This is a genomic window from Streptomyces sp. Y309, assembly GCF_056712025.1.
Genome location: NZ_CM160048.1, coordinates 7,120,021 through 7,140,834 on the forward strand (window position 1 = coordinate 7,120,021; position 20,814 = coordinate 7,140,834).

At 72.5% G+C, this 20,814-nt stretch carries 20 protein-coding genes and 1 pseudogene; 13 read left to right on the forward strand and 8 right to left on the reverse strand.

Annotation, left to right across the window (positions count from 1 at the left end; all coding sequences use genetic code 11):
• The first annotated feature begins 15 nt into the window (after positions 1-15).
• The gene (locus AC0KTA_RS29495) at positions 16-336 is read left to right on the forward strand and encodes a DMT family transporter (RefSeq protein WP_481051246.1); all 321 of its coding nucleotides are present in this window, start codon (positions 16-18) and stop codon (positions 334-336) included.
• A complete protein-coding gene (locus AC0KTA_RS29500; RefSeq protein WP_481051247.1) occupies positions 336-893 on the forward strand; it encodes a TetR/AcrR family transcriptional regulator in 558 nt (185 codons plus the stop codon). Before AC0KTA_RS29495 ends, AC0KTA_RS29500 begins: the two co-directional genes overlap by 1 nt.
• Here AC0KTA_RS29500 and AC0KTA_RS29505 read toward each other — a convergent pair.
• On the reverse strand, positions 865-1,782 hold the full coding sequence (locus tag AC0KTA_RS29505; protein ID WP_481051248.1) for a winged helix-turn-helix transcriptional regulator: 918 nt from the start codon (positions 1,780-1,782) through the stop codon (positions 865-867). The two genes, AC0KTA_RS29500 and AC0KTA_RS29505, sit on opposite strands and share 29 nt — an antisense overlap.
• Before the next feature lie 125 nt (positions 1,783-1,907).
• Between AC0KTA_RS29505 and AC0KTA_RS29510 the strand changes: the two genes are divergently transcribed.
• The 3 genes from AC0KTA_RS29510 (at position 1,908) to AC0KTA_RS29520 (ending at position 5,015) form a co-directional block, all read left to right on the forward strand.
• Entirely contained in the window at positions 1,908-3,275 is a 1,368-nt protein-coding gene (locus AC0KTA_RS29510; RefSeq protein ID WP_481056607.1) for an MFS transporter, read from the forward strand.
• A gap of 55 nt (positions 3,276-3,330) precedes the next feature.
• Complete coding sequence (dapD, locus tag AC0KTA_RS29515; protein ID WP_481051249.1) at positions 3,331-4,329, forward strand: 2,3,4,5-tetrahydropyridine-2,6-dicarboxylate N-succinyltransferase; 999 nt, start codon at positions 3,331-3,333, stop codon at positions 4,327-4,329.
• An 89-nt stretch (positions 4,330-4,418) separates the two neighbouring features.
• The gene (locus AC0KTA_RS29520) at positions 4,419-5,015 is read left to right on the forward strand and encodes a hypothetical protein (protein ID WP_481051250.1); all 597 of its coding nucleotides are present in this window, start codon (positions 4,419-4,421) and stop codon (positions 5,013-5,015) included.
• Between the two features lie 36 nt (positions 5,016-5,051).
• On the opposite strand, the gene dapA is transcribed toward AC0KTA_RS29520, so the two are convergent.
• Positions 5,052-6,038: a 4-hydroxy-tetrahydrodipicolinate synthase gene (gene dapA / locus AC0KTA_RS29525; protein WP_481051251.1), complete on the reverse strand. Its 987-nt coding sequence runs from the start codon at positions 6,036-6,038 to the stop codon at positions 5,052-5,054.
• Between the two features lie 198 nt (positions 6,039-6,236).
• On the opposite strand from dapA, the gene AC0KTA_RS29530 reads away from it, so the two are divergent.
• Positions 6,237-6,401, forward strand: coding sequence for a hypothetical protein (locus tag AC0KTA_RS29530; RefSeq protein ID WP_481051252.1), 165 nt, complete (start codon positions 6,237-6,239; stop codon positions 6,399-6,401).
• A complete protein-coding gene (locus AC0KTA_RS29535; protein WP_481051253.1) occupies positions 6,398-7,063 on the forward strand; it encodes a hypothetical protein in 666 nt (221 codons plus the stop codon). The genes AC0KTA_RS29530 and AC0KTA_RS29535 overlap by 4 nt, the downstream gene beginning before the upstream one ends.
• A gap of 222 nt (positions 7,064-7,285) precedes the next feature.
• Here the strand turns inward: AC0KTA_RS29535 and AC0KTA_RS29540 are convergent, their stop codons facing one another.
• A complete protein-coding gene (locus AC0KTA_RS29540) occupies positions 7,286-8,506 on the reverse strand; it encodes an IS110 family RNA-guided transposase (protein ID WP_481051254.1) in 1,221 nt (406 codons plus the stop codon).
• Between the two features lie 239 nt (positions 8,507-8,745).
• Between AC0KTA_RS29540 and AC0KTA_RS29545 the strand changes: the two genes are divergently transcribed.
• The 4 genes from AC0KTA_RS29545 (at position 8,746) to AC0KTA_RS29560 (ending at position 12,204) form a co-directional block, all read left to right on the forward strand.
• Positions 8,746-9,558, forward strand: coding sequence for an SDR family NAD(P)-dependent oxidoreductase (locus AC0KTA_RS29545; RefSeq protein ID WP_481051255.1), 813 nt, complete (start codon positions 8,746-8,748; stop codon positions 9,556-9,558).
• A gap of 97 nt (positions 9,559-9,655) precedes the next feature.
• A complete protein-coding gene (locus AC0KTA_RS29550) occupies positions 9,656-10,465 on the forward strand; it encodes an SGNH/GDSL hydrolase family protein (protein ID WP_481051256.1) in 810 nt (269 codons plus the stop codon).
• A gap of 156 nt (positions 10,466-10,621) precedes the next feature.
• Positions 10,622-11,323, forward strand: coding sequence for an antibiotic biosynthesis monooxygenase (locus AC0KTA_RS29555; protein ID WP_481051257.1), 702 nt, complete (start codon positions 10,622-10,624; stop codon positions 11,321-11,323).
• Between the two features lie 77 nt (positions 11,324-11,400).
• On the forward strand, positions 11,401-12,204 hold the full coding sequence (locus AC0KTA_RS29560; protein ID WP_481051258.1) for an SRPBCC family protein: 804 nt from the start codon (positions 11,401-11,403) through the stop codon (positions 12,202-12,204).
• Positions 12,205-12,224: 20 nt separating this feature from the next.
• On the opposite strand, the gene AC0KTA_RS29565 is transcribed toward AC0KTA_RS29560, so the two are convergent.
• Positions 12,225-14,060, reverse strand: coding sequence for an endonuclease/exonuclease/phosphatase family protein (locus AC0KTA_RS29565; RefSeq protein WP_481051259.1), 1,836 nt, complete (start codon positions 14,058-14,060; stop codon positions 12,225-12,227).
• 322 nt (positions 14,061-14,382) lie between these two features.
• On the opposite strand from AC0KTA_RS29565, the gene AC0KTA_RS29570 reads away from it, so the two are divergent.
• On the forward strand, positions 14,383-15,879 hold the full coding sequence (locus AC0KTA_RS29570) for a hypothetical protein (protein ID WP_481051260.1): 1,497 nt from the start codon (positions 14,383-14,385) through the stop codon (positions 15,877-15,879).
• A 335-nt stretch (positions 15,880-16,214) separates the two neighbouring features.
• Here AC0KTA_RS29570 and AC0KTA_RS29575 read toward each other — a convergent pair whose 3' ends face one another.
• From AC0KTA_RS29575 to AC0KTA_RS29590, 4 genes and pseudogenes are all read right to left on the reverse strand, one after another.
• The gene (locus tag AC0KTA_RS29575) at positions 16,215-16,661 is read right to left on the reverse strand and encodes a hypothetical protein (RefSeq protein WP_481051261.1); all 447 of its coding nucleotides are present in this window, start codon (positions 16,659-16,661) and stop codon (positions 16,215-16,217) included.
• Between the two features lie 27 nt (positions 16,662-16,688).
• Positions 16,689-17,849 (reverse strand): chymotrypsin family serine protease, encoded by a 1,161-nt coding sequence (locus AC0KTA_RS29580; RefSeq protein WP_481051262.1) that lies wholly within the window; start codon positions 17,847-17,849, stop codon positions 16,689-16,691.
• A 54-nt stretch (positions 17,850-17,903) separates the two neighbouring features.
• Complete coding sequence (locus tag AC0KTA_RS29585) at positions 17,904-18,098, reverse strand: hypothetical protein (protein WP_481051263.1); 195 nt, start codon at positions 18,096-18,098, stop codon at positions 17,904-17,906.
• Between the two features lie 192 nt (positions 18,099-18,290).
• A pseudogene (locus AC0KTA_RS29590) lies at positions 18,291-19,165 on the reverse strand (SDR family NAD(P)-dependent oxidoreductase).
• A 147-nt stretch (positions 19,166-19,312) separates the two neighbouring features.
• On the opposite strand from AC0KTA_RS29590, the gene AC0KTA_RS29595 reads away from it, so the two are divergent.
• Entirely contained in the window at positions 19,313-20,779 is a 1,467-nt protein-coding gene (locus AC0KTA_RS29595) for an alkaline phosphatase PhoX (protein ID WP_481051264.1), read from the forward strand.
• Positions 20,780-20,814 lie beyond the last annotated feature (35 nt).

The following is a 20,814-nucleotide window of genomic DNA, read 5'->3' on the forward strand; positions in this document are numbered from 1 at the left end:
TGTACACTCGTACGCATGGGATACGGACTGCTGGCCGCGGCGATCGCGGCGGAGGTGGCCGGGACGACGGCCATGAAGTACAGCGAAGGGTTCAGCCGGCTCTGGCCGTCGCTGGTCACCGTCGCGGGGTATCTGTTGGCCTTCGCGCTGCTCGCACAGACGCTGAAGACGTTGTCGGTGGGGACCGCCTATGCGATCTGGGCGGGGATAGGGACCGCCGCGGTCGCCGGGATCGGGATGCTGTTCCTCGGGGAGTCGACGAACCTGGTCAAGGTGGCGGGGATCGCGCTCGTCATCGCCGGGGTCGTCGTGCTGAACCTGGGCGGAGCCCACTAGTGGTGCGGCGGTACGACCCGGAGAGACGGCAGCGGATCATCGACGCGGCGATCCGGGTCGTGGGGAAGAAGGGCATCGGAGGGCTCAGCCACCGGTCCGTCGCCGCCGAGGCCGATGTGCCGCTCGGGTCCACGACGTACCACTTCAAGACCCTCGACGAATTGATGGTGGCCGCCCTGCGGCAGACCAATGAGGGCTTCGCCGAGGTCGCGAGGAGCCGTGCCGCGCTGCGGGACCCGGACGTCGACCTCGCCGGCGAGCTGGCGTCGCTCCTCGGCGACTGGCTCGCCGGGGATCGCACGGGGGTCGAGCTGGAGTACGAGCTGTATCTGGCCGCCCTGCGCAGACCCGCGCTGAAGCCGGTCGCGGCCGAGTGGTGCTCGGGCCTCGTCGACATCCTGGCCGAGCGCGCCGACGCCGGCACCGCGCACGGACTCAGCGCGCTGATGGACGGCATCTGCCTTCAGGTGCTGGTCGCCGGGGACACCTACGACGAGGCCTATGCGCGGGACATGATCGCGCGACTCCTCAACTGCCCGCGCCCCGCAGGCGATTGACCGTCGCCAGGGCCGCGTCCACGCTCGCCGTGACGTCCGTGACCGGGTACTGCACGTCGCGTACGACCCGGCCCGCGTCCACGACCAGTGTCAGCCGCTTGAGGCGGCTCACGCCCGCCGCGCGGAACGTCGGCAGGCGCAGGGCGGCCGTCAGGGTGAGTTCCGCGTCCGACAGGAGCGGGAAGCGCAGGCCCTCCTTCTCGGCGAACGCCCGTTGTTCGTCGGGACGTTGGGTGGACACGCCGCGCACGGCCGCGCCCGCCGCCGTGAACTCCGCGAGGCGGTCGCGGTACGTGCACGACTCCAGCGTGCAGCCGGGCGCGCCCGGGATCGCGGACCAGCCGGGCGGGTAGGCGTCCTTGCGGGCGTAGGCACCCGGGAAGCAGTACAGGACGGTGAACGGGGCGGTTCCGGGTGCTCCCGGCGTCGCCTCCGTCGCCAGCGGGTCCCTCAACTCTCCGTCGTCCGCGAGGAGTTGTAGCTCCGGCACGCGCGTGCCGAGCAGCTCGTGTACGCGCTGTGCCTCCCGCGAGGCCTCCGCCGGAGCCGTCGCCGTCATCTCTCCCTCTCCCAGCACCCAGGTGTCCCCCCAGTCCTGGAGGGCGATCAGCGCCGGCAGCAGTGCGCGGCCACGCGGCGTGAGCCGGTACTCGTGGCGCGGCGGGCGGTCCTGGTACGGCACCCGGGCCAGGACGTCCGCGTCCACCAGGAGGCGCAGGCGCTCGGTGAGCACCTTGCGCGACAGGCCGAGTTCGCGCTGGAGCCCGTCGAAGCGGTGCACCCCGCGGGCCGTGTCGCGCACGATCAGCAGCGTCCACCAGTCGCCGACGACGTCCAGGGCCTGCGCGATGGCGCAGTGGGCGTCGCCGAGGCTCGTACGGCGTGGCATGTCCCTCACACTCTCCCCGGGTCGGTGGGGCGTTGACCCGGAGCTTCGCATGCTGTCATAGTCCGTTCCCAAAGGGAACTCACTGCTTCTCTGTTTCAGTGCTTCACTGCTTCGCCGGGGGTGGCATGCTGCGCGGGCTGCGCGACGTACCGAGGACCGTGTGGCTGCTCGCCGCGGGTCAGTTCTTCAACATGGTGGTGGCCTTCACCTTTGTGTACTTCTTCGTCTACTTGACGCACGAGCGCGGTCTGTCCGTCGCGCAGGCCGGGCTCATCAGCGGCATCGGTGGCGCGGGGCAGGTCGCGGGGAACTTCACGGGCGGGTGGTTCGGCGACAAGTACGGCCACCGGCGGGTGCTGCTCGTCGGTTCGCTGGTCAGTGGGGTGGGGGTGCTGTTGCTGCCCGTGCTGCCGGTGGCGCTGCTGTACGTCGTGCCCGTGCTCAGCCAGTACGCGGGCGGGTGCGTGCGGGCCGCCAACGGCGCGCTCGTCGCGGTGACCGTGCCGGAGGGGGCGCGGCGGCAGGGCTTCGCCGTCATGCGGTTCGCGGGGAATGCCGGGTTCACGGTGGGGCCGCCGTTGGGGGCGCTGGTCATCGCCCACTTCTCGTACGGCGTGCTGTTCGTCGTGGACGGGGTCGGGACGCTTGTCTTCGCCGCGTACGCTGCGCGGGTGCTGCCTGCGCGGGGGGTCGTCCACGCGGCCGTGGAGGTCCCGGGCGCGCCCGGGGTGTTCGCCGCGTTGCGGGCGCGTCCGGCTGTCGTGGCTCTGCTCGGCGCGATCCTCGTCACCGATCTCGTCTATCGCCAGCAGTACTCGACGCTGCCGACTGATCTTGATCGGCACGGGCTCGGTACCGGGTTCTACGGGTGGCTCCTCGCGATCAACGGAGGGCTCATTCTGCTGCTCGAACTGCCGGTGACTCTGGCGCTGCGGGGGCGGCGGCCGTTGCTGATCGTCGGGGGTGGGGTGCTGTTGGTGGGGGCCGGGTATGGGGTGCTGGCGTTCGGGGTCGGGGCGGGGGCTGCCGTCGTGATGATGGCGCTGCTCACCGCCGGGGAGATTCTTTACAAGACGCCGGCTGCGGCGTACGTCGCCGACAGTGCGCCCGCGCATGTGCAGGGGCGGTTCCAGAGTTTGTACTCGGGGGTTTCCGTGAGTGGGGTGGTGTTGTCCGCGCCGTTGGGTGGGGCGCTGTACACCGCCGCGCCGGGGGCTTTGTGGCCTGTTTGTGCGGTGCTGGCCGGGCTGGCCGGGGTGCTGCTCCTGGGAGCGGGGCGGGTGTTTCGACCAGGGGTGGCCGGCACCGGGGCGCTGTGCCCACCCGTTCCGCCCTGCGGAACGACTGCCCACAGCGTGGAGCGGGCGGAGCTCGGGGCTCTGCCGACTGCTCACAGCGGGGAGGGGCGGGTGGGGCTCGGATCGCCGCCTGCCCACAGCGAGGACGAGGGCGGTGGGAAGCGGGTCGGAGGGCGTGTGCCGCCCGGTGTGTGAGACAGGTGCCCCGGCCGGTTAGCCTCTGTCGGGTCGGCCCGGTTAGGTTTCACTCATGACCGAGACGCCTTCTCCTGACACTTCCCGTACGACCGGCGCCGTCGCCGCCGGGCTTGCCACCGTCGCCGCCGACGGCACCGTGCTCGACACCTGGTTCCCCGCGCCCGAGCTCGTCGCCGAGCCGGGGCCTTCCGGCAGTGAGCGGCTGACCGCCGAGCGCGCCGTGGAGCTGCTCGGCGAGGGCGCCGCGAAGGCGGTCGGGGCCGACGCCCGCCGTGGCGTGGAGGTCGTCGCCGTACGCACGGTCATCGCGTCCCTGGACGACAAGCCGCTGGACGCACACGACGTCTACCTGCGGCTTCACCTGCTCAGCCACCGGCTGGTCAAGCCGCACGGCCAGAACCTGGACGGCATGTTCGGGCTGCTCGCCAACGTCGCCTGGACCTCGCTCGGCCCGGTCGCCGTCGACGACCTGGAGAAGGCGCGCCTGAACGCCCGCGCCGAGGGCCTGCACCTGGCCGTGACGTCCGTCGACAAGTTCCCGCGCATGACGGACTACGTCGCCCCCAAGGGCGTACGCATCGGCGACGCCGACCGGGTGCGGCTCGGCGCGCACCTCGCCGAGGGCACCACCGTCATGCACGAGGGCTTCGTGAACTTCAACGCGGGCACGCTCGGCACGTCCATGGTCGAGGGCCGCATCTCGGCCGGTGTCGTCATCGGCGACGGCTCGGACATCGGCGGCGGCGCCTCCACCATGGGCACCCTGTCCGGCGGCGGCAACGTCCGCATCGTCATCGGTGAGCGCTGCCTCATCGGCGCCGAGGCCGGCGTCGGCATCCCGCTCGGCGACGAGTGCGTCGTCGAGGCGGGCCTGTACGTGACGTCCGGTACGCGCGTGACGATGCCCGACGGCCAGATCGTGAAGGCCCGCGAGCTGTCCGGCGCCTCCAACATCCTCTTCCGCCGCAACTCGGTCACCGGCGCCGTCGAGGCCCGCCCGAACAACGCGGTCTGGGGCGGCCTCAACGACGTGCTGCACAGCCACAACTGATCCAGAACGCAACGAGCACGAAGGGCGCCCCTCCGGCGAGGAGGGGCGTCCTTCGTGCGTATGCTGCGCGCAACGGAGGGGAGATCGACATGAACAGGACCGGAACGCGCGCCCTTGCCACGGGTGCCGCCGCGGTGGTCGTGCTGCTCGCGGGGTGCGGGCAGAGCGTGGGGCGGGACGCGGCCGCACGCGCGGACGTGGACCGCGCGGCCGCCGGAGGCCACACGTACAAGCTCCGGCACAGCGACATCCCCTGGAGCGGCAGCCCCAGCCCCTTCGAGTCCCAGGTGAAGCTCCCGGACGGGCGCCGCGTGGCCATGCACTACCTCAAGGACAAGCGCCTCTACGTCCAGGACTACAGCCCCAGGGCGCGCGGCTGGTCCAAGCCCGCCGTCGTCTACCGCGCCAAGACCGACGCCTGCCAGGGCATCACGCTCAAGGCCAGGTCCGGCACCGTCGCCGCGATCGCCGACTTCGGGCACTACTGCGCCGACGGCGAGCCCCCGACGGAGTCGGTCGCCGCCGTCGCGACCGGGCGCCTGACCACGTGGGACCACCACCTCACCAAGGACTTCGACGGCTGGGAGAAGGCCCTCGTCTCCGCGTCCGGCAAGCAGGTCACGTTCAAGCGCGGCGGGGACACGCTGAAGTGGACCAAGGCGGGCGGATTCCCGGCCAAGCGCTGAGTCCACCCGTCATCACGGCGGTGGCCCACCCGAGGGCTACAAGACGGCGTGGTCGCCGATGCTCACCACGCGCTGAACGGCCCCCGCGGGCACCGCGCCGCCGAGCGCCTCGTACGCCGCCAGCAGCCCGTCGACCACGTCCTGGCCTGCGGGCAGCAGCGGTGGCCGGACCGGGCCCGCGGGCAGGCCGAGCGCGTTGAGCAGCGCCTTCACGGTGACCGTGCCGGGCAGGCCGGAGGCCATCACCAGCTCGATGAGTTCCGTGAGCTGCCGCTGGCCGCGTGCGGCGGCGGCCGTGTCGCCCGCGTCGAAGGCGTCCACGATCGCCCGTAGGGTGCGCGGCGCGACGTTGGCAACGGTGCTGATGTACCCGGCGCCGCCGAGCGCGTACAGCGGCAGGACGAACTCGTCACAGCCCGTGTAGTACGCGAGGTCCGAGTGCGCCATCACCTTGGCGGAGCCGAGCAGGTCGTACGCGCAGTCCTTGACTCCCACGATCCGCGGATGTTCCGCGAGGCGCAGCATCGTGTCCGGCTCGATGCGGGTGCCGGTGCGGCCCGGGATGTCGTACAGGAGCACCGGCAGGCCCGACACGTCCGCGACCGCGCGGAAGTGCGCCTCGACCGCGTCCTGCGGCGGCTTGCTGTAGTACGGCGTGACCACGAGGAGGCCGTCCGCGCCCGCCTTCTCGGCCCCCAGGGCGAGTTCGGCGGTGTGCCCTGTGTCGTTGCTGCCGACGCCCGCGACGATCGCGGCCCGGTCGCCGACCGCCTCCCGGACCGCGCGCACGAGCTCCGCCTTCTCCGCGTCGGACGTCGTCGGGGACTCCCCGGTGGTGCCCGACAGGACGAGCCCCTCGCAGCCGTCCGCGACCAGGCGGTCGGCGAGGAGCTGGGCGCCGTCGACGTCGAGGGCCCCGGACGCCGTGAAGGGCGTGATCATCGCGCACAGGGCGCGGCCGAACGGGGCGGAAGCGGACGCGGCGCCGGGTGGAGCCGCGTCTGGAAGGGAGGTCGCGGTCATAAGGGCAGTCTCGGCGCGCTCGTGGTGAAGCTCCACTTAATTCTGCTACGAGGTAATGCGCAGGTCCGCTACGACGTACGAGAGGGAGGCCGGGGGAGCAGGCCAGGGACCGTACCAACTCGCCCCGGAATACGTCACCATGGCGGGAGCCGGACGCGCAGGCGCCGGGACGTCGGTCGGTCGTTCACAGGAGGCACCATGAGGCTGGGCAGGGCAGTCGCCACCGGAATCGCCGAGGAGGGCCCCGAGCGGCTCGCGGCAGTCGAGGAGCTCCCGGCGGTGGAGGAGATCCACCCCGAACTCACCCTGGAAGCTGAGGAGTTGGCCGCTCCCGCGCCCGTCGAGGTGCCGGCGGGCCGATGAGGTTCCGGCTTCCCGAGGAACGCCCCGAGGAGCCGCCCACCGGATACAAGATCGCCCACCCGGTGCTCTCCCAGGATGGCACCCGGGCCGGATTCACCGGCGTCTCCCTGGGCGGCTCGCTGCCGTACGGCGCGCTCGACGAGGCCCACTGCGCCTACGGCAGACGGCACCGCGCGCCGCACCGGCGCTGCGACTGCGGCTTCCACTGCGTGCACGAACGCGCGGCCGCGGAAGGGCTGTTGTGCACTGCCGAGCACCGCGCGGCGGCGCTGCTCCAGGTGACGGTGCTCGGCGCGTACATCCGCTTCGAGCAGGGCTTCCGGTATGCGCGCCAGCGGGTGCGGTCGATGACCGTGCAGCCCTGCGGCTGCGGCGCGGCCGCGACCCGCCTCGCGGACGCCGGGTGGGGCAGGCCGGGCTGGCGCGCCCTGGAAGGGGTGTGCGGCACGTGCGGGCGCGGCGGCGGGCGCACGGCCGTGAGCCTGGGCCGGTTCGCGGCGGTGGCCGGGGAAGGGCTGCGCGTCATGGCGGAGCCGCCGGTGTCCGCGGATCCCGTCGTGGCCGGGCTCGGCCTGCCCGAGCTGGCGGCGGAGGCGGCGCTGCTCCAGGCCCGACTCGACTGGTTCCAGAGCCAGTTGGGACGGCTGCGGGAACCGGACTAAGCGCTCCGCGGGAAGTGCCGCGATTGGCCGTCGCTCGTCTGCGGGCCCGTCGTGGCTGGTCGCGCAGTTCCCCGCGCCCCTTCGGGGCGCTGCCGAACCGCAGCAGACCTCGCCACTGCTTAGACCGGCCGACCGGTCGGCCCTGGGTGGCTGCGTATGATCGGCGCGGGCGCGGCGGGTCTACCCGAGGAGAAGTACCGCATGAGTTTCCTGAGTCAACCTCTATGCGGCCATGGGGGTGTCGGCAGCCGTGTTGATCTTTTCGTTGGCTTGGTGGGTGTCGGGGTCGTAGCAGGTCCCGTCGCGCCAGCAGGCCCAGATCACGCGGAGCCATGCCCGGGCAAGGATGCGGATGGCATGGGGGTGCCGCTTCTTGCGTGCGCGGGCATCGGTGTAGATCTTCGCGGCCCAGTCGCTGCCGTGTCTGCTGTTGTCGGCGAATGTGGTGACAGCCAGGCGTGCGCGGCGGTTGGTCGCGTAGCGGAAGGCGACCGTGCGGGACTTGCCGGAGGCTTTCGTGACGGGGACGACCCCGGTTTCGGCGATGAACTGCTCGCAGGTCTGGGAGCGTTCGAGGATCGGGCCGAGCTCGCCGATGATCTGGGCGAGGTTGACCTTACCGATCCGCGGCATGGTGGCGGACAGCGGTGCGTAGGGGTGGGCCTTGGCTGCCTCGGTGATGGCCTTGTCCAACGTGCGGATGGTGGCGCGGATGCCCTGGACGAGCTGGACCTGGACGCGGACGAGCTGTGCGACGGCGGCCGGGCTGAGCCGGGACGCCGCGGACGGTGCCGAGCGCAGGCGTTCGATGAGCACGCTGCCGGGCTTCTTGCCCGAGTAGCCGTGGCGGTTGCACCAGGCTTTCAGCCGCCCGGCGGTGAGCTTGGCGGCGGAGGCCGGGGTGGGGTAGCGCTCAAGGAAGACCAGAGCGATGTCGCTGTCGAGTTCGTAGAAGACGGACTTGCCACCGGGCCAGTGGGCGTCCAGCAGCGCGGCGAGCTGGTTGACAGCGGCGACCTTGGCCTCGATGTGGTCGGCGCGCTGTCGGGTGAGCGCTTGCAGGTCCAGGGTGGCCTGGTCGGTGGGCTCCAGACGGGGCAGGAAGTGCCCGTCGGTGCGCAGGTAGTCGGCGAGTTTCATGCTGTCGCCCGCGTCCGTCTTGGCCTTGGCGGCGCCCCAGCGCGGCCGCATCGCGTGGAAGGCGTTCGGGTGCACCGGCACCACCGGATGCCCGGCAGCCAGCAGCCGGTCGACGACCAGGCCGCGGGTGGTTTCGATGGCCACCGGAAGATCCGCCGGAGCCCCGTACGTGGCCAGGCGGGCCAGTGTCTTGGTCAAACCCTCCTCGGTATGGGCCAGTTCCCACCGGTCCACGCGGGTGCCCAGGTGGTCCATGACGGTGACGTCGTGGGTATCGGTCGCCCAGTCCCATCCGATGTACACGGAAGAAGTACTCCTGTGTCGTACGCGGAGCACCTGCTCGGTGGTGAGGACGTCTGCCGGAAGCTCATTAATCGGCCCTCGAAGGGGCGTGTCCCTGAAGCCGATCAGACGGCCTCGGCCCGGCGGGGCCGGCGGAACTCATGCTGGCCGTCAAGCGGCTCGCAGCAATGGCCGTGCACCCACCGGGACCGAGAGGTCACAACCCTATTCGTGAGGGCTGCAGAAGGGATGGTCCTCTAATGAGCAGCAAGGACATCGGCGGCGAGGAGCAGCGCACCGGCGAGGAAGCGCTCGGCAGCGAGGAACGGCCCGGCCGAAGGGAACAGCGCGTCGCCGTCGTCACCGGATCGTCGTCCGGCATCGGCGCCGCCGTCGCCCGGCGCCTCGCCGCCACGGGCGTCCGTGTCGTCGTGAACTCGGCACGTTCCGTCGAGGCGGGCGAGAAGGTGGCAGCCGAACTGCCCGACGCCGTCTACGTCCAGGCCGACGTCTCCGTCGAGGCCGACGCGAAGCGCCTCGTCCAGAGCGCCGTGGACGCGTACGGACGCCTCGACATCCTGGTCAACTGCGCGGGCGCCACCCGGTTCATCGCCCATGACGACCTGGCCGCCGCGAGCCCCGACGTGTGGCGCGAGCTGTACGACATCAACGTCGTCGGCGTCTGGCAGACCATCACCGCCGCCGTGCCGCACCTGCGGGCGAGCGGCGCGGGCAGCGTCGTGACCATCTCGTCGGCGGCGGGCGTGCGCCCCGTCGGCAGCTCGATCCCGTACGCGGTCAGCAAGGCCGCCGTGAACCACATGACCCTGCTGCTCGCCAAGACCCTCGGCCCCGAGATCCGGGTCAACGCGGTCGCGCCCGGCATGATCGACACCCCGTGGTTCGACGGCCTGGAGGGCATCGAGGCCGAGATGGCGGCGGTCGCGGACCGGCTTCCGGTGCGCCGCGTGGGCCGCGCGGAGGACATCGCCGAGGCGGTGGCCGACCTCACGAACGCCTCCTTCATCACCGGCGAAGTGCTCCTCGTGACGGGCGGCAGCCACCTGCTGTAGGGGCGCGGGAGCGCCGCTGGGGCCGGCATGGCCGGAGTGTGACACGTGTCGCGGAGGCCTCGTTGACGGGCTCCGGCGGGCGCAGGACCCTCGGGCCATGACCACGCATCCGTACGAGCGTTACGTCGCCGTCGGAGACAGCCAGACCGAGGGCATCGGCGACGGCGACGAACGGCACGGCTACCGCGGGTGGGCCGACCGGCTCGCGGAGATACTCGCCGTCGGCCACCCGGACTTCTGTTACGCCAACCTGGCCGTGCGCGGCCGCCTGGCGGAGCAGGTCAGGGACGAGCAACTGGGGCCGGCCCTGGAGCTCAAGCCGGACCTCGCGACCGTCGTGGCGGGCGTCGGCGACCTGGTCCGGCCCGGCTACGACGCGGCCCGCACCGCGCGCGCCGTCGAGGAGATGTTCGCCGAACTCACCGGGGCGGGCGCGCGCGTGGTCACCGTGACCTTCCCCGACATCGGCCGCATCGCCCCGCTGGCCCGCCGGGCCCAGCCCCGCGTCATCGACCTCAACGCCCGCATCCGCGCCGCCGCCGACCGGCACGGCGTCGTGGTCCTCGACCTGTTCCCGCGGCGGTTCACCGCCGACCCGCGGCTGTGGAGCCGCGACCGCACGCACGCAAGCCCCGTCGGCCACGCCCGCATCGCCGCCGGTGTCGCCGACGCGCTCGGCCTCAGCGGCTACGCGGACTGGGCGCGCCCGCTGCCCGCGCCCGCCCCGGTGTCGGCGCTCGGCGGCGCGGCGCAGGAGATGCGCTGGTTCGCCGGGGCGGTGGCGCCGTGGGTGGGGCGGCGGATGTCGCGGGTGCGGCGGCCGGGGGCGCTCGGCGGCGGACGCGGCGGGCATCGTGCGAAGCGGCCGGGACTCGACGTGGTGCGGCCCGAACCCGAACGGGCTTGACTTCAACCAAGGTTCAGGTTGGAACGTAGGGGCTGTACGCGGCGCACGGGCAACGGCAGGAGCACGGGCCCGGGCACGGCGTACGTCATCACTCACGATCAGCGCGTACGCCGCCGTGCCTCGGCCGCGTACGCCCTCACGACTGTGGAGAGCCCCATGACGCAGCGCGCCACCACCCACCCCGACCCGACCCGCTCCGACGTGGGCCTCGCCTTCTTCAGCACCTGGCACGTCGGCACCCCCGAGCGGCAGGAGGCGACCGCCGACGCCATCGCCAAGGCCTGGGAGAGCCGCCCCTGGCCGCACGAGGGCCTGCTGTCCTACCACGTGTACGCCGGGGAGGACGGCGCCACCCTGATGCACCACTCGCAGTGGCGCGACGACGAGGCCTACCAGGACTTCTTCGCCCGGGGCCGGGACGAGCGGAACGCCGAGATCGACGCGGCGGTGCCCGGCGTCGAACGGCTCGGCCTGACCAAGACCAGCCGGTACAAGAGCGTGACGCCGGGCTCCGGGACCGGCGCCGTGCCCGAGGCCTTCGTGACCGTCGACGTCGAATTCGACGGGCCGGACGCCGACCGGCAGCGGGCCTGGGTGGACACGGTGCTCGCGGCGCTCGACACCCGCCCCGTGCCGGGCCTGCTCGCGGCGCACTTCCACCTGAGCACCGACGGCACCCGGATCGTGAACTACGCGGAGTGGGAGACCGCGGAGCACCACGCGCGCGCCCTCGAGGGGCCGGGCGAGGGCATCGGCACCGTCGAGGAGGCCTGGCGGCGGGTGCGGGAGTTCCCCGGTACGGTCGAGGCGGGCGACGTGCGGCGCTACCGGCGCGTGTTCGGGGTGGTGCCCGAGTAGCCCAAGTCGTCGCGCCCGGGGGCTTTACCGGCGGCCCGTACGGTGGGGTCATGAGGGGTGAACCCCGAGGAGTCCCCATGACCAAGTCCAGCGGCGGCCGAGGCGGCGGCCGCGGTGGCAGCCGAGGCGGCGGCAGCGGGAGCGGCAGGGCATTCGAGATCGTCCGGGAGTTCGAGCTCGGCTCCTCGCCGCGGGAGGTGTGGGACGCGTTCACCACCGGCACCGGCGGGTGGCTGTGGCCCATGGAGTACGAGCCGCGCGAGGGCGGCGCCGGGCCCTTCGGCGGTGTCGTCACCGTCTGGGACCCGCCGCGCCGCCTCACAGTCCGCTCGGACGACCCGGACGCGCTCCCCCCGGAGCAGAGCCTGTACCAGCTGGAGCACGAGGTCGCGCCCCGCGACGGCGGCCGCCGCTCCTGGGTCCGGTACGCGCACAGCGGGATCTTCACCGGGAACGCCGAGGACGCGGTGAACCAGTACGACGCGGCGGCCCGGCACACAGACTTCCACCTGCACACCCTGCGCCAGTACCTGACGTACTTCGCGGGCCGCCCCGTCACCTTCCTCGCCCTCGACGCCCCCGCCGCCTCGGCGACCGCCGACGCCTTCGCGAAGCTGGCCCGGGAACTGGGCCTCCCCACGGACGCGTCGGAGGGCGCCCGCGTCCGCCTGGGCGCGGCCGGCGCCGAGCTGGACGCCGTGGTCGACTTCCGCACGCCGTACTTCATCGGCCTGCGCACCGACGACGCCCTCTACCGCTTCTTCGGCCGCAACCACTTCGGCGGGCCCGTCGGCGTCAGCATCCACGACTTCGCGCCGCAGGCGGACGCCAAGGGCACCGAGTTCGCCTGGCGCGACTGGCTGACGCGCCTCTACGGCTGACCTGGCGGGGAGCGGACCTGTTACGGCCGGAACCGCACCACCTGCGGGTCGTGGTCGCTGTTCTGCTCCGCGAACTCCGCGTTCACATGCACGCTGTCGTAGTGGAACCGGCCGACACCGGGGCTGACCAGGATCTGGTCGAGCACCTGGGAGTTGCCCTGGAAGACGTACGAGTAGCGCTCGGCGCGCGGCAGCGTCCTGATCCCGGCGCGCAGCGCGCCGCCCGCCTCCAGGGCCTCGGTCGTGGCGGAGAACTCGAAGTCGTTGATGTCGCCGACCACGAGCACGTCCGCGTCCTTCCGCACGTCCCGGATCTCCCGCACGAAGGAGTTCACGGCCTCGGCCTGGCGCACCCGCTGCGTCTCCGAGGAACGCGTCGGCGGCTGGTGGTGCGAGGTCAGCGACTCGTCGCCGCCCTTCGACGCGAAGTGGTTCGCGATCACGAAGACCGTCCGGCCACGGAAGCTGAACTCGCCGGCGAGCGGCTTGCGGCTGTTGGTCCACGCCGCGTCGGCGGGGGCGATCCGGCCGGGCGAGTGCGTGAGCGCGGCCTGCTTCCCGGCGCGCACGACGCCCGTCGCGGTCGTCGCGTCACCGGCGCCGCGGTCGGTGAACGACACCCGCTCGGGGTTGAAGAGGAACACCTGACGGATGTTGCCGCCGGGCTGGCCGCCGTCCTTGTTGTTCTCCGGGTCGACGGTCCGCCAGGCGTAGCGCGGCCCGCCCGCCGCGACGATCGCGTCCGTGAACTTCTGCAGCGTCCGATCGGCGGCCACCGTGCCGTCGTTCTTCGCGCCGTTGTTGTCCTGGATCTCCTCCAGGGCCACGATGTCGGGCGCGGCCAGGTTCGTGACCACGGCGGAGGCGAGCGCGTCGAACTTCGCCTGCGGGTCGCCCGGGTCGAGGTTCTCGACGTTGTACGTGGCCACGGCGAGCTCGCCCGTGCGCTGCGGCCGGGTCTTCTCGCGCTGCAGCCCCTTGTGCGCGACCTTGCCCAGCGAGCGGGCGGTCAGCGTGTACCCGCCGAACTGGTTGAAGTCGAGCGGCCCCTCGGCGCCGCCGGTCAGCACGTCGCCGACGTCCGCCTTCGGGAACGGCTGCTCGGAGACCGGCGCGAGCTGCTGGATCTGCAGCCGCCCGGTGTTCTGCGAGGCGTACGAGCCGTACAGCGCGCCCCCGCGCCGCGTCGCGCTCTCGTGCGGCTTCACGGTCACCCACAGCTCGGAGTGCGGGTCCGTGGCGCCGACGACGCGGGAGGAGCCGACGCGTACGTTCATGCCCTCCAGGGACTCGTAGAAGTCCAGGGCGTACGAACGGGGCTTCAGCGGGAGCGCGTTGACGCTGTTGCCCGCCGCCGGGTCACCCGCGGGCGCGTACGCGGAGGGCACGGACTTGGCGCCGACGGTCACCGGCGCGGGCAGGGCGTTGCCGGAGGACTCCACGGTCACCGTCGGCTTGGTGATCTGGGTCAGCGACTGGTTGCCGGAGGAGGCGCCGCCGGGCACGTACTCGGTCACGGTGCCGGAGACCCGGACCGCGTCGCCCGTCTTCACGGTCGGCGCCGATGAGGTGTAGACGAAGATCCCCTCGCTGGTCGCGCGGTCGCCGTCGGCCCGCGTGTCCTGGATCCAGAAGCCCTTCGAGCCGTACCCGCGCACGCCCGTGACGATGCCCGGTACGCCGTCGACCTGCTGCCCCGCCAGCGGCGACAGGCGGGTCGTGCCCTGGATGTCGTGCACCCGGACCTGGTCGGCGGAGGTGCCGGACGCGCCGGCGGCGGTGGTGGCGAGCAGCCCGGCCGCGAGGGCGGTGGCGACGACGGCGCCGACGGCGGCGGATCTCGGTATGTGAGGCATCGGGACTCCGGAGTGAGGGTGAGGACGGGGAACGGGGACGCGGCCTGGGGAGTGGCGTGGCGCTCTACGCGCGTCAATCTCTTGTGCGGGCGGGGAAGTTGTCAAGGTTCTGCGGGTGTGCGTGATCTGTACGTCTCCTGACGGGGACATGAAGCAGGCGGCAAACGGTCAAATCCGTCTAGGCTTCACGCAGCAGACCCGCACGCCCGTGGGGGTGGCAGACCCCTGCGCCCGTCAGGGCCGCAGACCGTACGCCCGCCGGGCCGCAGACCGTACGCCCGCCAGGGCAGCAGACCCGCACGTCCGTCAGGAGAACCAGCCGATGTCCCAAAGCCCCGCCACCCTGCCGCCGGTGCTGCTGCACTCCGAAGCGGAGCTCGCGCGGGACGCGCTCGCCACGCCCCTGCTCGCCCGCGCCGTGCGGCTCGCCCGCTGGGCCGGGCCCGAGACCCGCGTGGGCGCGGGCGGTGAGCTCGTCGACGAGCAGCTCCCGGCCGCGGCGGCCGAGCTGGGGCTCACCGGCGGCACGGCCGACGGCACGGACGTGACGGACGTGACGGACGCGGACGGGGGCGACGCGGCGGCGTACGCGAGCGAGGCCTGGCGGGTCGCCGTCGACACCGGTCTGGTGGAGGTCCAGGACGCGGACTCCGACGACGCCGACGGGACCGTCGCCGCGGGCGAGGAGCTGGCGCTGCTCACCTCGGGCGGGCCGCAGGACGTCCTCGGCATCTGGCTCGCCGCCCTGGAGGCGGTGTTCGCCGACGCCACGGTGCCCGACCTGGAGGACCTCGTCGACGCGATCCAGGACGGCGGTGAGATCGACTTCGAGGAACTCGGCTGGGACCCGCAGGGCGAGGCGGACTTCCTGGAGGGCGTCCTCGGCAACCTGTACCTGCTGACCGTCGGCGACGGCGCCGGGGACGACGGCGCGGTGCCGCTGCCCGCGCTCGCCGCGTCGATGATCGTGCCCGACGACATGGGCGAGCCCACGGACGACATCCTGGAGCAGGTGTCGGACGCGATGATGCGGCTCGACGACCAGTTCCGGATGCTGGAGCCGATCGGGCTCGTCGAGTACCGGCCCGTCGACGAGGCCCTGATGGCCGACATCGACAGCGAGGAGCCGCTGCCGGCCGCCGACGACGAGGACGAGGACGTCACGCGGTACGGGATGGTCCGGCTGACGCCGCTCGGTCTGTACGGGATCCGGGCGCGGATGCTGGAGGCCGGGCTCGACGCGCCCGCCGTCGGCGACCTCGCCGACAAGGGGGCCGACACGCTGCTCGACGGCACCGCCGGCTTCCCGCAGACCGCCGCGCAGGCCGAGATCGAGCAGTGGCTCGCGCGGCGTGAACCGCTCGGCGCGGCGCGGGAGTTGCTGGCCGCCGCGCGGGGCGGGGACGAGGGGGCGCCGTTGCGGCGGCTGCGGTGCCAGCAGGCGCTGTCGCTCGTCGGGGGTGAGGCCGAGCCCGCGCTGCGCGAGGTGCTCGACGACCCCGAGCTCGGGGGCCTCGCCCGGGTGTGGCTCGCCGAGCAGGGGGCCTCCGATGTGCCCGCGCCGTCCCAGGAGCTGGTGTTCTGGCTCACCATCGACACGATTGCCGCGCAGCTTGCCGCCGAGGGGAACTCCGAGGAGTTGCAGGGGCTTGTGGAGGGGCTTGCCGCGCAGCACAGCGGGTTCTTCGCCGCCGCGTGGCGGGTCGAGCATCCCGCCACGGCGGACGTTCTCGAGGCGATGGGGCGCCTCCACCCCGACAAGAAGATCGCGAAGGAGGCCCGCAAGGCAGCCTTCAAGGCCAGGTCGCAACAGGCCTAGGCGGGGCCCTGCCGGGGGCTTCCCCAACCCCGCCCCTTCCCGAAACCGGGGGCTCCGCCCCCGGACCCCCGTATCGGCCTGAACGGCCTCGTCCTCAATCGCCGGACGGGCTAGAGGGGCCGGGCGGGCTGGAAGGCGCGGGCGGCGGGCTGGGCGGTCTCGTCCTCACGTGACGGACGGGCTGGAAGGGGTTGCCGGACGCATTGGCTGATGTGCCGACTACGTCCCGTAGGGCAAGTCAGGGCGGGTGGGTGGGAGAAAAGAGCCCGTCCGGCGGTGAGGACGAGCCGGGCCGGAGGCCGCGGAAGGGCGGTTCCCCCGGCCGGCCCGAGGCTTCAGCACTCGTAGCGTGTCGTGTGCTTGAACGACGACGTCGCTCCGTCGAAGCCGTACGTCCCGCGATAGGCGGGCGGGTTCTGGTACTCGCCCACGATGGTGATCGTGGTCGCGCAGGACCCCTGCCCGGCCCGCTTCGCGTCGAGGCGGATCGTCTCGCCGACGAAGCCGCCCGTGATGTCCCAGGGGGCACCGCAGATGCCGGACGTGATCCGGCCGCCGGTCACGACGTGCGGGTAGGTGTTGGGGTGGTACTTCACCTCGATGCCGAACGTGACCTGGCCGTTGTGGAGCGTGAGTTTGCAGTCCGCCGCGACGGCCTCCGCCGAGACGTCCATCCGCGTGGCGAAGGCTTCGTCACGCGTCTTGACCTCGGCCCCCTGCGGATTGTGGAAACGGTGCTCCGCGCGGGCCTGGCCCTTCTGCTTGCGTGCCTGTGTGGTCATGGAACCCTCCCTCCGGGAAGTCGTGCGTCAGGCGAGCTGTTCCGCGATCTCGACGCGCAGCAGCGCGCGGACGTTCTCGATGTGGTTGATGACCGTGACCGTCGACGAACCGGCGAACAGCAGGCCGAGGGCGACGTTGTCGAGCGAGGTCACCAGGGACCCGGAGTCGCCGCCCGCCGAGATGTTCGTGGTGAGGATCTGGTCCTTGAAGCGGGCGGTGCCCGCGGTGCCGTAGTTGACGTCGATCGTGGCGTCCACGGAGATGATCCGGCCGAAGCTGATGTTCGTGGTGCGGCCGGACTTCTTGACGAGGTCGCCGACGGCGACGTTGGCTTTGCGGCGCCAGGCCCGGGGCGCGCCGCTGAAGTACTGCTCACGCGTCGCGTCCTGGAAGTCCACGGTGCCGAGAGCGGCGTCCACCACGTTGTTGTGCCGCTCCAGCGGGATCTGCGGGGCGAACTGGATCGTGATGAAGCGGTCCAGGGTCGCGATCCGGTCGGCGGGGTCCTGGCCGCCGTCGAACACGCCGGGCTGCACGATCGCGCTGCCGGACTGCGCCCGGTTGGAGTCGGCGAGCACGTGGTTGTTCGACAGGATGTAGAACTTCGCCGGGACGCCGAGCCCCGCGCCGGGCGGGTCGACGGACGCGCCGGGCAGGAAGTCGTACACCACGCTGCCGAGCGTGCCCGCGGTCACCCGGACGTTGCCGACCGAGAAGCCCGAGGGGCTCGGCCGCATCCGGCGCTTGAGGAGCTGCGGCTCGAACGCGGCGAGCCCGCCGGGCTCTTCGAGGCGCGGCTGGGACAGCCCCGCGGCGAGCTGTTCGCCGGCGGTCGTCCCGACGTCGTACGAGAGCTGCGAGCGGTCGTCGCCGCGCACGGGCCTGCGCTGCTGGCGCTGGGCGGCCACGTGGCCGACGGCGATGATGTCGGTGGGGGTGCCGTCATCCATCTGACGTGGGATCACGTCCCGTTCCGGGAGCAGTGACTCGGGCACCTTCTGGGTGACGAACACGAGCACGGCGGGCTCGCCGGTGGGCCGGCCGTCGCTCCACTTCACGCCGTGGCCGAAGCCGACGACGTTCGCGAGCGGCTGCTCGCGGCGCATGAAGTCGGTCATCGCCTGCTGGCGGGAGCTGTCGCTCAGCGTGCCGCCGGTGGGTCCTCGCATCAATTCGGGCTGGCTCACGCCAGACCACCTCTTCCCCTGTGCTGAATAAGTCACGGGGTTCCGGTGCGCGTCTCAGGCCTCGCCCTGCGCGCCGACGTCGCCGATGGCCAGTACGCGCACGGGCACGCCGTCGAGTACGTCCGGAACCACGTCCTCGTCACGGAGCCGGTCGCGGGGCACTCGATGGGTGACGAACACGACGATCACGTCCGTGCCCGAGTCCTCGTCCCTGCCGGTGCCGACCCCGGTGACATTGGCCAGCCTCATCAGCCGGTCCTCATGGAGGCTGCGCGCCTGGTGTGCGTCCACTCCGGCTCGCCTCCCCGCGTGGGTGATGCGGTTCCGCAGGTCGCCCTGCGGGATGCGGTACTTGCGTGTCTATTGCCGGGACCATCGCCGGTCAAGGCGTCCGGCGCGGGTGTCCGCAACGTACGCCGCTTCGCGTAGACGCGACCGGGCTCAGGTGCGCAGATGCGACGCGCCGTTGAGGTCCAGGACCGCCCCCGAGGCCCTTCCCCAAGCTCTCAACTACGTTCGAGCAGGGGAGACCCCACCGCCATCGGCGACGCCAGCCACACCGCCGCCGCCGCGATCTCCTCCGCCGTGCCCGCGCGGCCGAACGGGCTCTGCGCGCGGATCGCCTCACCCTCCGCGCCGCTGAGCCGGTGCGCCACGCGCTCGGTCGCGAAGAAGCCGGGCGCCACCGACGCCACCGCGATGCCGTGCGGCGCGAGCGCCACCGCGAGGGACTGGCCGAGCGCGTGCACCGCCGCCTTCGTCGCTCCGTACGCAGGGTGATCGGGCTCGCCCCGGAAGGCGCCGCGCGAACCGATGTTGACGATCCGGCCGCCGGTGCCCTGGTCCGTCATGCGGTGTGCCGCGAGGTGGCTGAGGTTCGCGGTGGCCAGCAGGTTCACCGCCACGTGCCGCTGCCACAGCGCGGACCAGTCCTCGTACGACGTGGTGGCGGGCGGGTGCGGAAGGTTCACGGCGGCGTTGTTGACCAGGACGTCGATGCCGCCTAGCGCGGCGGCGGCGCGGTCCGCGACGTCCTTGGCCCCGGCCGGGTCCGCCAGATCGCCGCCCACCAGGACGTGCCCGGCCCCGGCCAGCGAGTCCAGCGTGGCCCGCGCCTCCTCCTCGCGGGAGCCGTAGTGCACCGCGACCCGGTCGCCGTTGTCCGCGAAGGCGCGGGCGAGGGCCCGGCCGAGGCCCCGTGAGGCGCCGCTGACCAGGACGCGGCGGCCGGTGGCCGGAAAGGGCGTGCTCGTGGACGGGCTCGCGGCGGTTCCGGTGGTCCCGGCCGTCCCGGTGGTCCCCGTGGTCGTACTCATGGCAGCGCCTCCTGGCGGAACGTGGGCGTCCGGAAGTCGACCGCCGAAGTCGGTCTTCGTTCAACTGCCGTTTATACGTGAGCGGGAATCTGTCGCCGACAGCAGGCCCGGCCGTACGCGCCCTCATTCGCTCCCTCAGGAGACATCATGTCGACGCTCACTCGTAGGGATTTCGCCAGACGATCAGCGGTCACCGGGGCGGGCGTCGCCCTGGCCGGCAGCGTCGGCGCGCTGGCCACCGCGCCCGGAGCGCTCGCCGCGCAGGATCTCGAGGTCGCCGGGGCGGCCGACGCCGAAGGGCAGGACGGACATGGCCACGGCGCGCCCGGTTACGGCCCGCTCCTGCCCGACCCCGAGGGCCTGCTCGCGCTGCCTGCCGGGTTCTCGTACCGCGTCATCGCCCACAGCGGGAAGACGAAGCTGGAGACCGGCGAGTTCACGCCGTCCAAGCACGACGGTACCGCCACCTTCGCGGGCCCGCGCGGCGTGACCCTGCTCGTCACCAACCACGAGCTGGGCGGCCCCCGCGCCAAGGCGAAGCACCCGGTGCCGCTCACCGAAGGCCTCGTCTACGACCCGGCCGCGGCCGGTGGCTGCACGGTCGTCGAGGTGCGCCGGGGCGGCGAGGTGGCTCAATGGGTCGGGGTGGCGGGCACCGCCACCAACTGCGCGGGCGGCAGCACTCCTTGGGGCACGTGGCTCACCTGCGAGGAGACCGAGGACAAGGCCGGCCAGAACGGCATGACCAAGGACCACGGCTACGTCTTCGAGGTCGACCCCTACGACCGGCGCGCCAACCGGAACCCCAAGCCCATCAAGGCCCTCGGCCGCTACGCCCACGAGGCCGTCGTCGTCGACCCCAAGCGCGGCCACCTCTACCTGACGGAGGATGCCTCGGGACCCAACGGCCTGTTCTACCGCTGGACCCCGCCGGGCGGCTTCCGGCACGGCCGCGGCAGGCTGCGCACCCTGGCCGACGACGCCGGTGTCCTCAAGGCCCCCAAGTGCTACGACTCCGGCGGCCGCTTCGTCGACGACCTCTCGCGCGCCACGAAGATCGGCACCGTGTACGGCGTGGACTGGGTGGAGGTCCCCGACCGCGACGCCCGTGACGTCCCCGTCCGCAAGCAGTTCGACCTCGGCGCCGTCACCCGCGCCCGCAAGCTCGAAGGCATGTGGTGGGCCGACGGCGGCGCCTACATCGTCTCCTCGTACGCCCGCGCGGAGAGCCCCGGCGCGCAGCACGACGGGCAGGTGTGGTTCTACCACCCCGGGCGCCGCACCCTGACCCTGAAGGTGCTCCTCGGCGTCAACGCGGACCCGGGCAAGGACGGCGCGTTCGACGGCCCCGACAACATCACCGTCTCGCCCTACGGCGGCCTGGTCATAGCCGAGGACGGCGAGGGCGTCCAGCACCTGTTCGGCGCGACGGAGCGCGGGCGCACGTACCCCATCGCCCGCAACGAACTGAACGTTGGCACGCCCGAGAAGCCGTCCTACAGCGAGTTCGCGGGCGTCACCTTCTCGCCCGACGGGCGGACGCTGTACGCCAGCATTCAGACGCCCGGCATCATGCTGGCGATCACGGGGCCGTGGCGGCGCCAGCGCCCCTGAGCCGAACGGGGCGCGCCTTGGTCGTCAACCAAGTC

Bases quoted from the DNA above. Each gene is read 5' to 3' on its own strand.
- AC0KTA_RS29530 (WP_481051252.1), top strand. From the start codon at position 6,237: ATGAGGCTGGGCAGGGCAGTCGCCACCGGAATCGCCGAGGAGGGCCCC.
- AC0KTA_RS29535 (WP_481051253.1), top strand. From the start codon at position 6,398: ATGAGGTTCCGGCTTCCCGAGGAACGCCCCGAGGAGCCGCCCACCGGA.
- AC0KTA_RS29585 (WP_481051263.1), bottom strand. From the start codon at position 18,098: ATGAGGCTGGCCAATGTCACCGGGGTCGGCACCGGCAGGGACGAGGAC.
- AC0KTA_RS29560 (WP_481051258.1), top strand. From the start codon at position 11,401: ATGACCAAGTCCAGCGGCGGCCGAGGCGGCGGCCGCGGTGGCAGCCGA.
- dapD (WP_481051249.1), top strand. From the start codon at position 3,331: ATGACCGAGACGCCTTCTCCTGACACTTCCCGTACGACCGGCGCCGTC.
- AC0KTA_RS29565 (WP_481051259.1), bottom strand. From the start codon at position 14,060: ATGCCTCACATACCGAGATCCGCCGCCGTCGGCGCCGTCGTCGCCACC.
- AC0KTA_RS29520 (WP_481051250.1), top strand. From the start codon at position 4,419: ATGAACAGGACCGGAACGCGCGCCCTTGCCACGGGTGCCGCCGCGGTG.
- dapA (WP_481051251.1), bottom strand. From the start codon at position 6,038: ATGACCGCGACCTCCCTTCCAGACGCGGCTCCACCCGGCGCCGCGTCC.
- AC0KTA_RS29575 (WP_481051261.1), bottom strand. From the start codon at position 16,661: ATGACCACACAGGCACGCAAGCAGAAGGGCCAGGCCCGCGCGGAGCAC.
- AC0KTA_RS29570 (WP_481051260.1), top strand. From the start codon at position 14,383: ATGTCCCAAAGCCCCGCCACCCTGCCGCCGGTGCTGCTGCACTCCGAA.
- AC0KTA_RS29595 (WP_481051264.1), top strand. From the start codon at position 19,313: ATGTCGACGCTCACTCGTAGGGATTTCGCCAGACGATCAGCGGTCACC.
- AC0KTA_RS29510 (WP_481056607.1), top strand. From the start codon at position 1,908: ATGCTGCGCGGGCTGCGCGACGTACCGAGGACCGTGTGGCTGCTCGCC.
- AC0KTA_RS29545 (WP_481051255.1), top strand. From the start codon at position 8,746: ATGAGCAGCAAGGACATCGGCGGCGAGGAGCAGCGCACCGGCGAGGAA.
- AC0KTA_RS29550 (WP_481051256.1), top strand. From the start codon at position 9,656: ATGACCACGCATCCGTACGAGCGTTACGTCGCCGTCGGAGACAGCCAG.
- AC0KTA_RS29495 (WP_481051246.1), top strand. From the start codon at position 16: ATGGGATACGGACTGCTGGCCGCGGCGATCGCGGCGGAGGTGGCCGGG.
- AC0KTA_RS29555 (WP_481051257.1), top strand. From the start codon at position 10,622: ATGACGCAGCGCGCCACCACCCACCCCGACCCGACCCGCTCCGACGTG.
- AC0KTA_RS29505 (WP_481051248.1), bottom strand. From the start codon at position 1,782: ATGCCACGCCGTACGAGCCTCGGCGACGCCCACTGCGCCATCGCGCAG.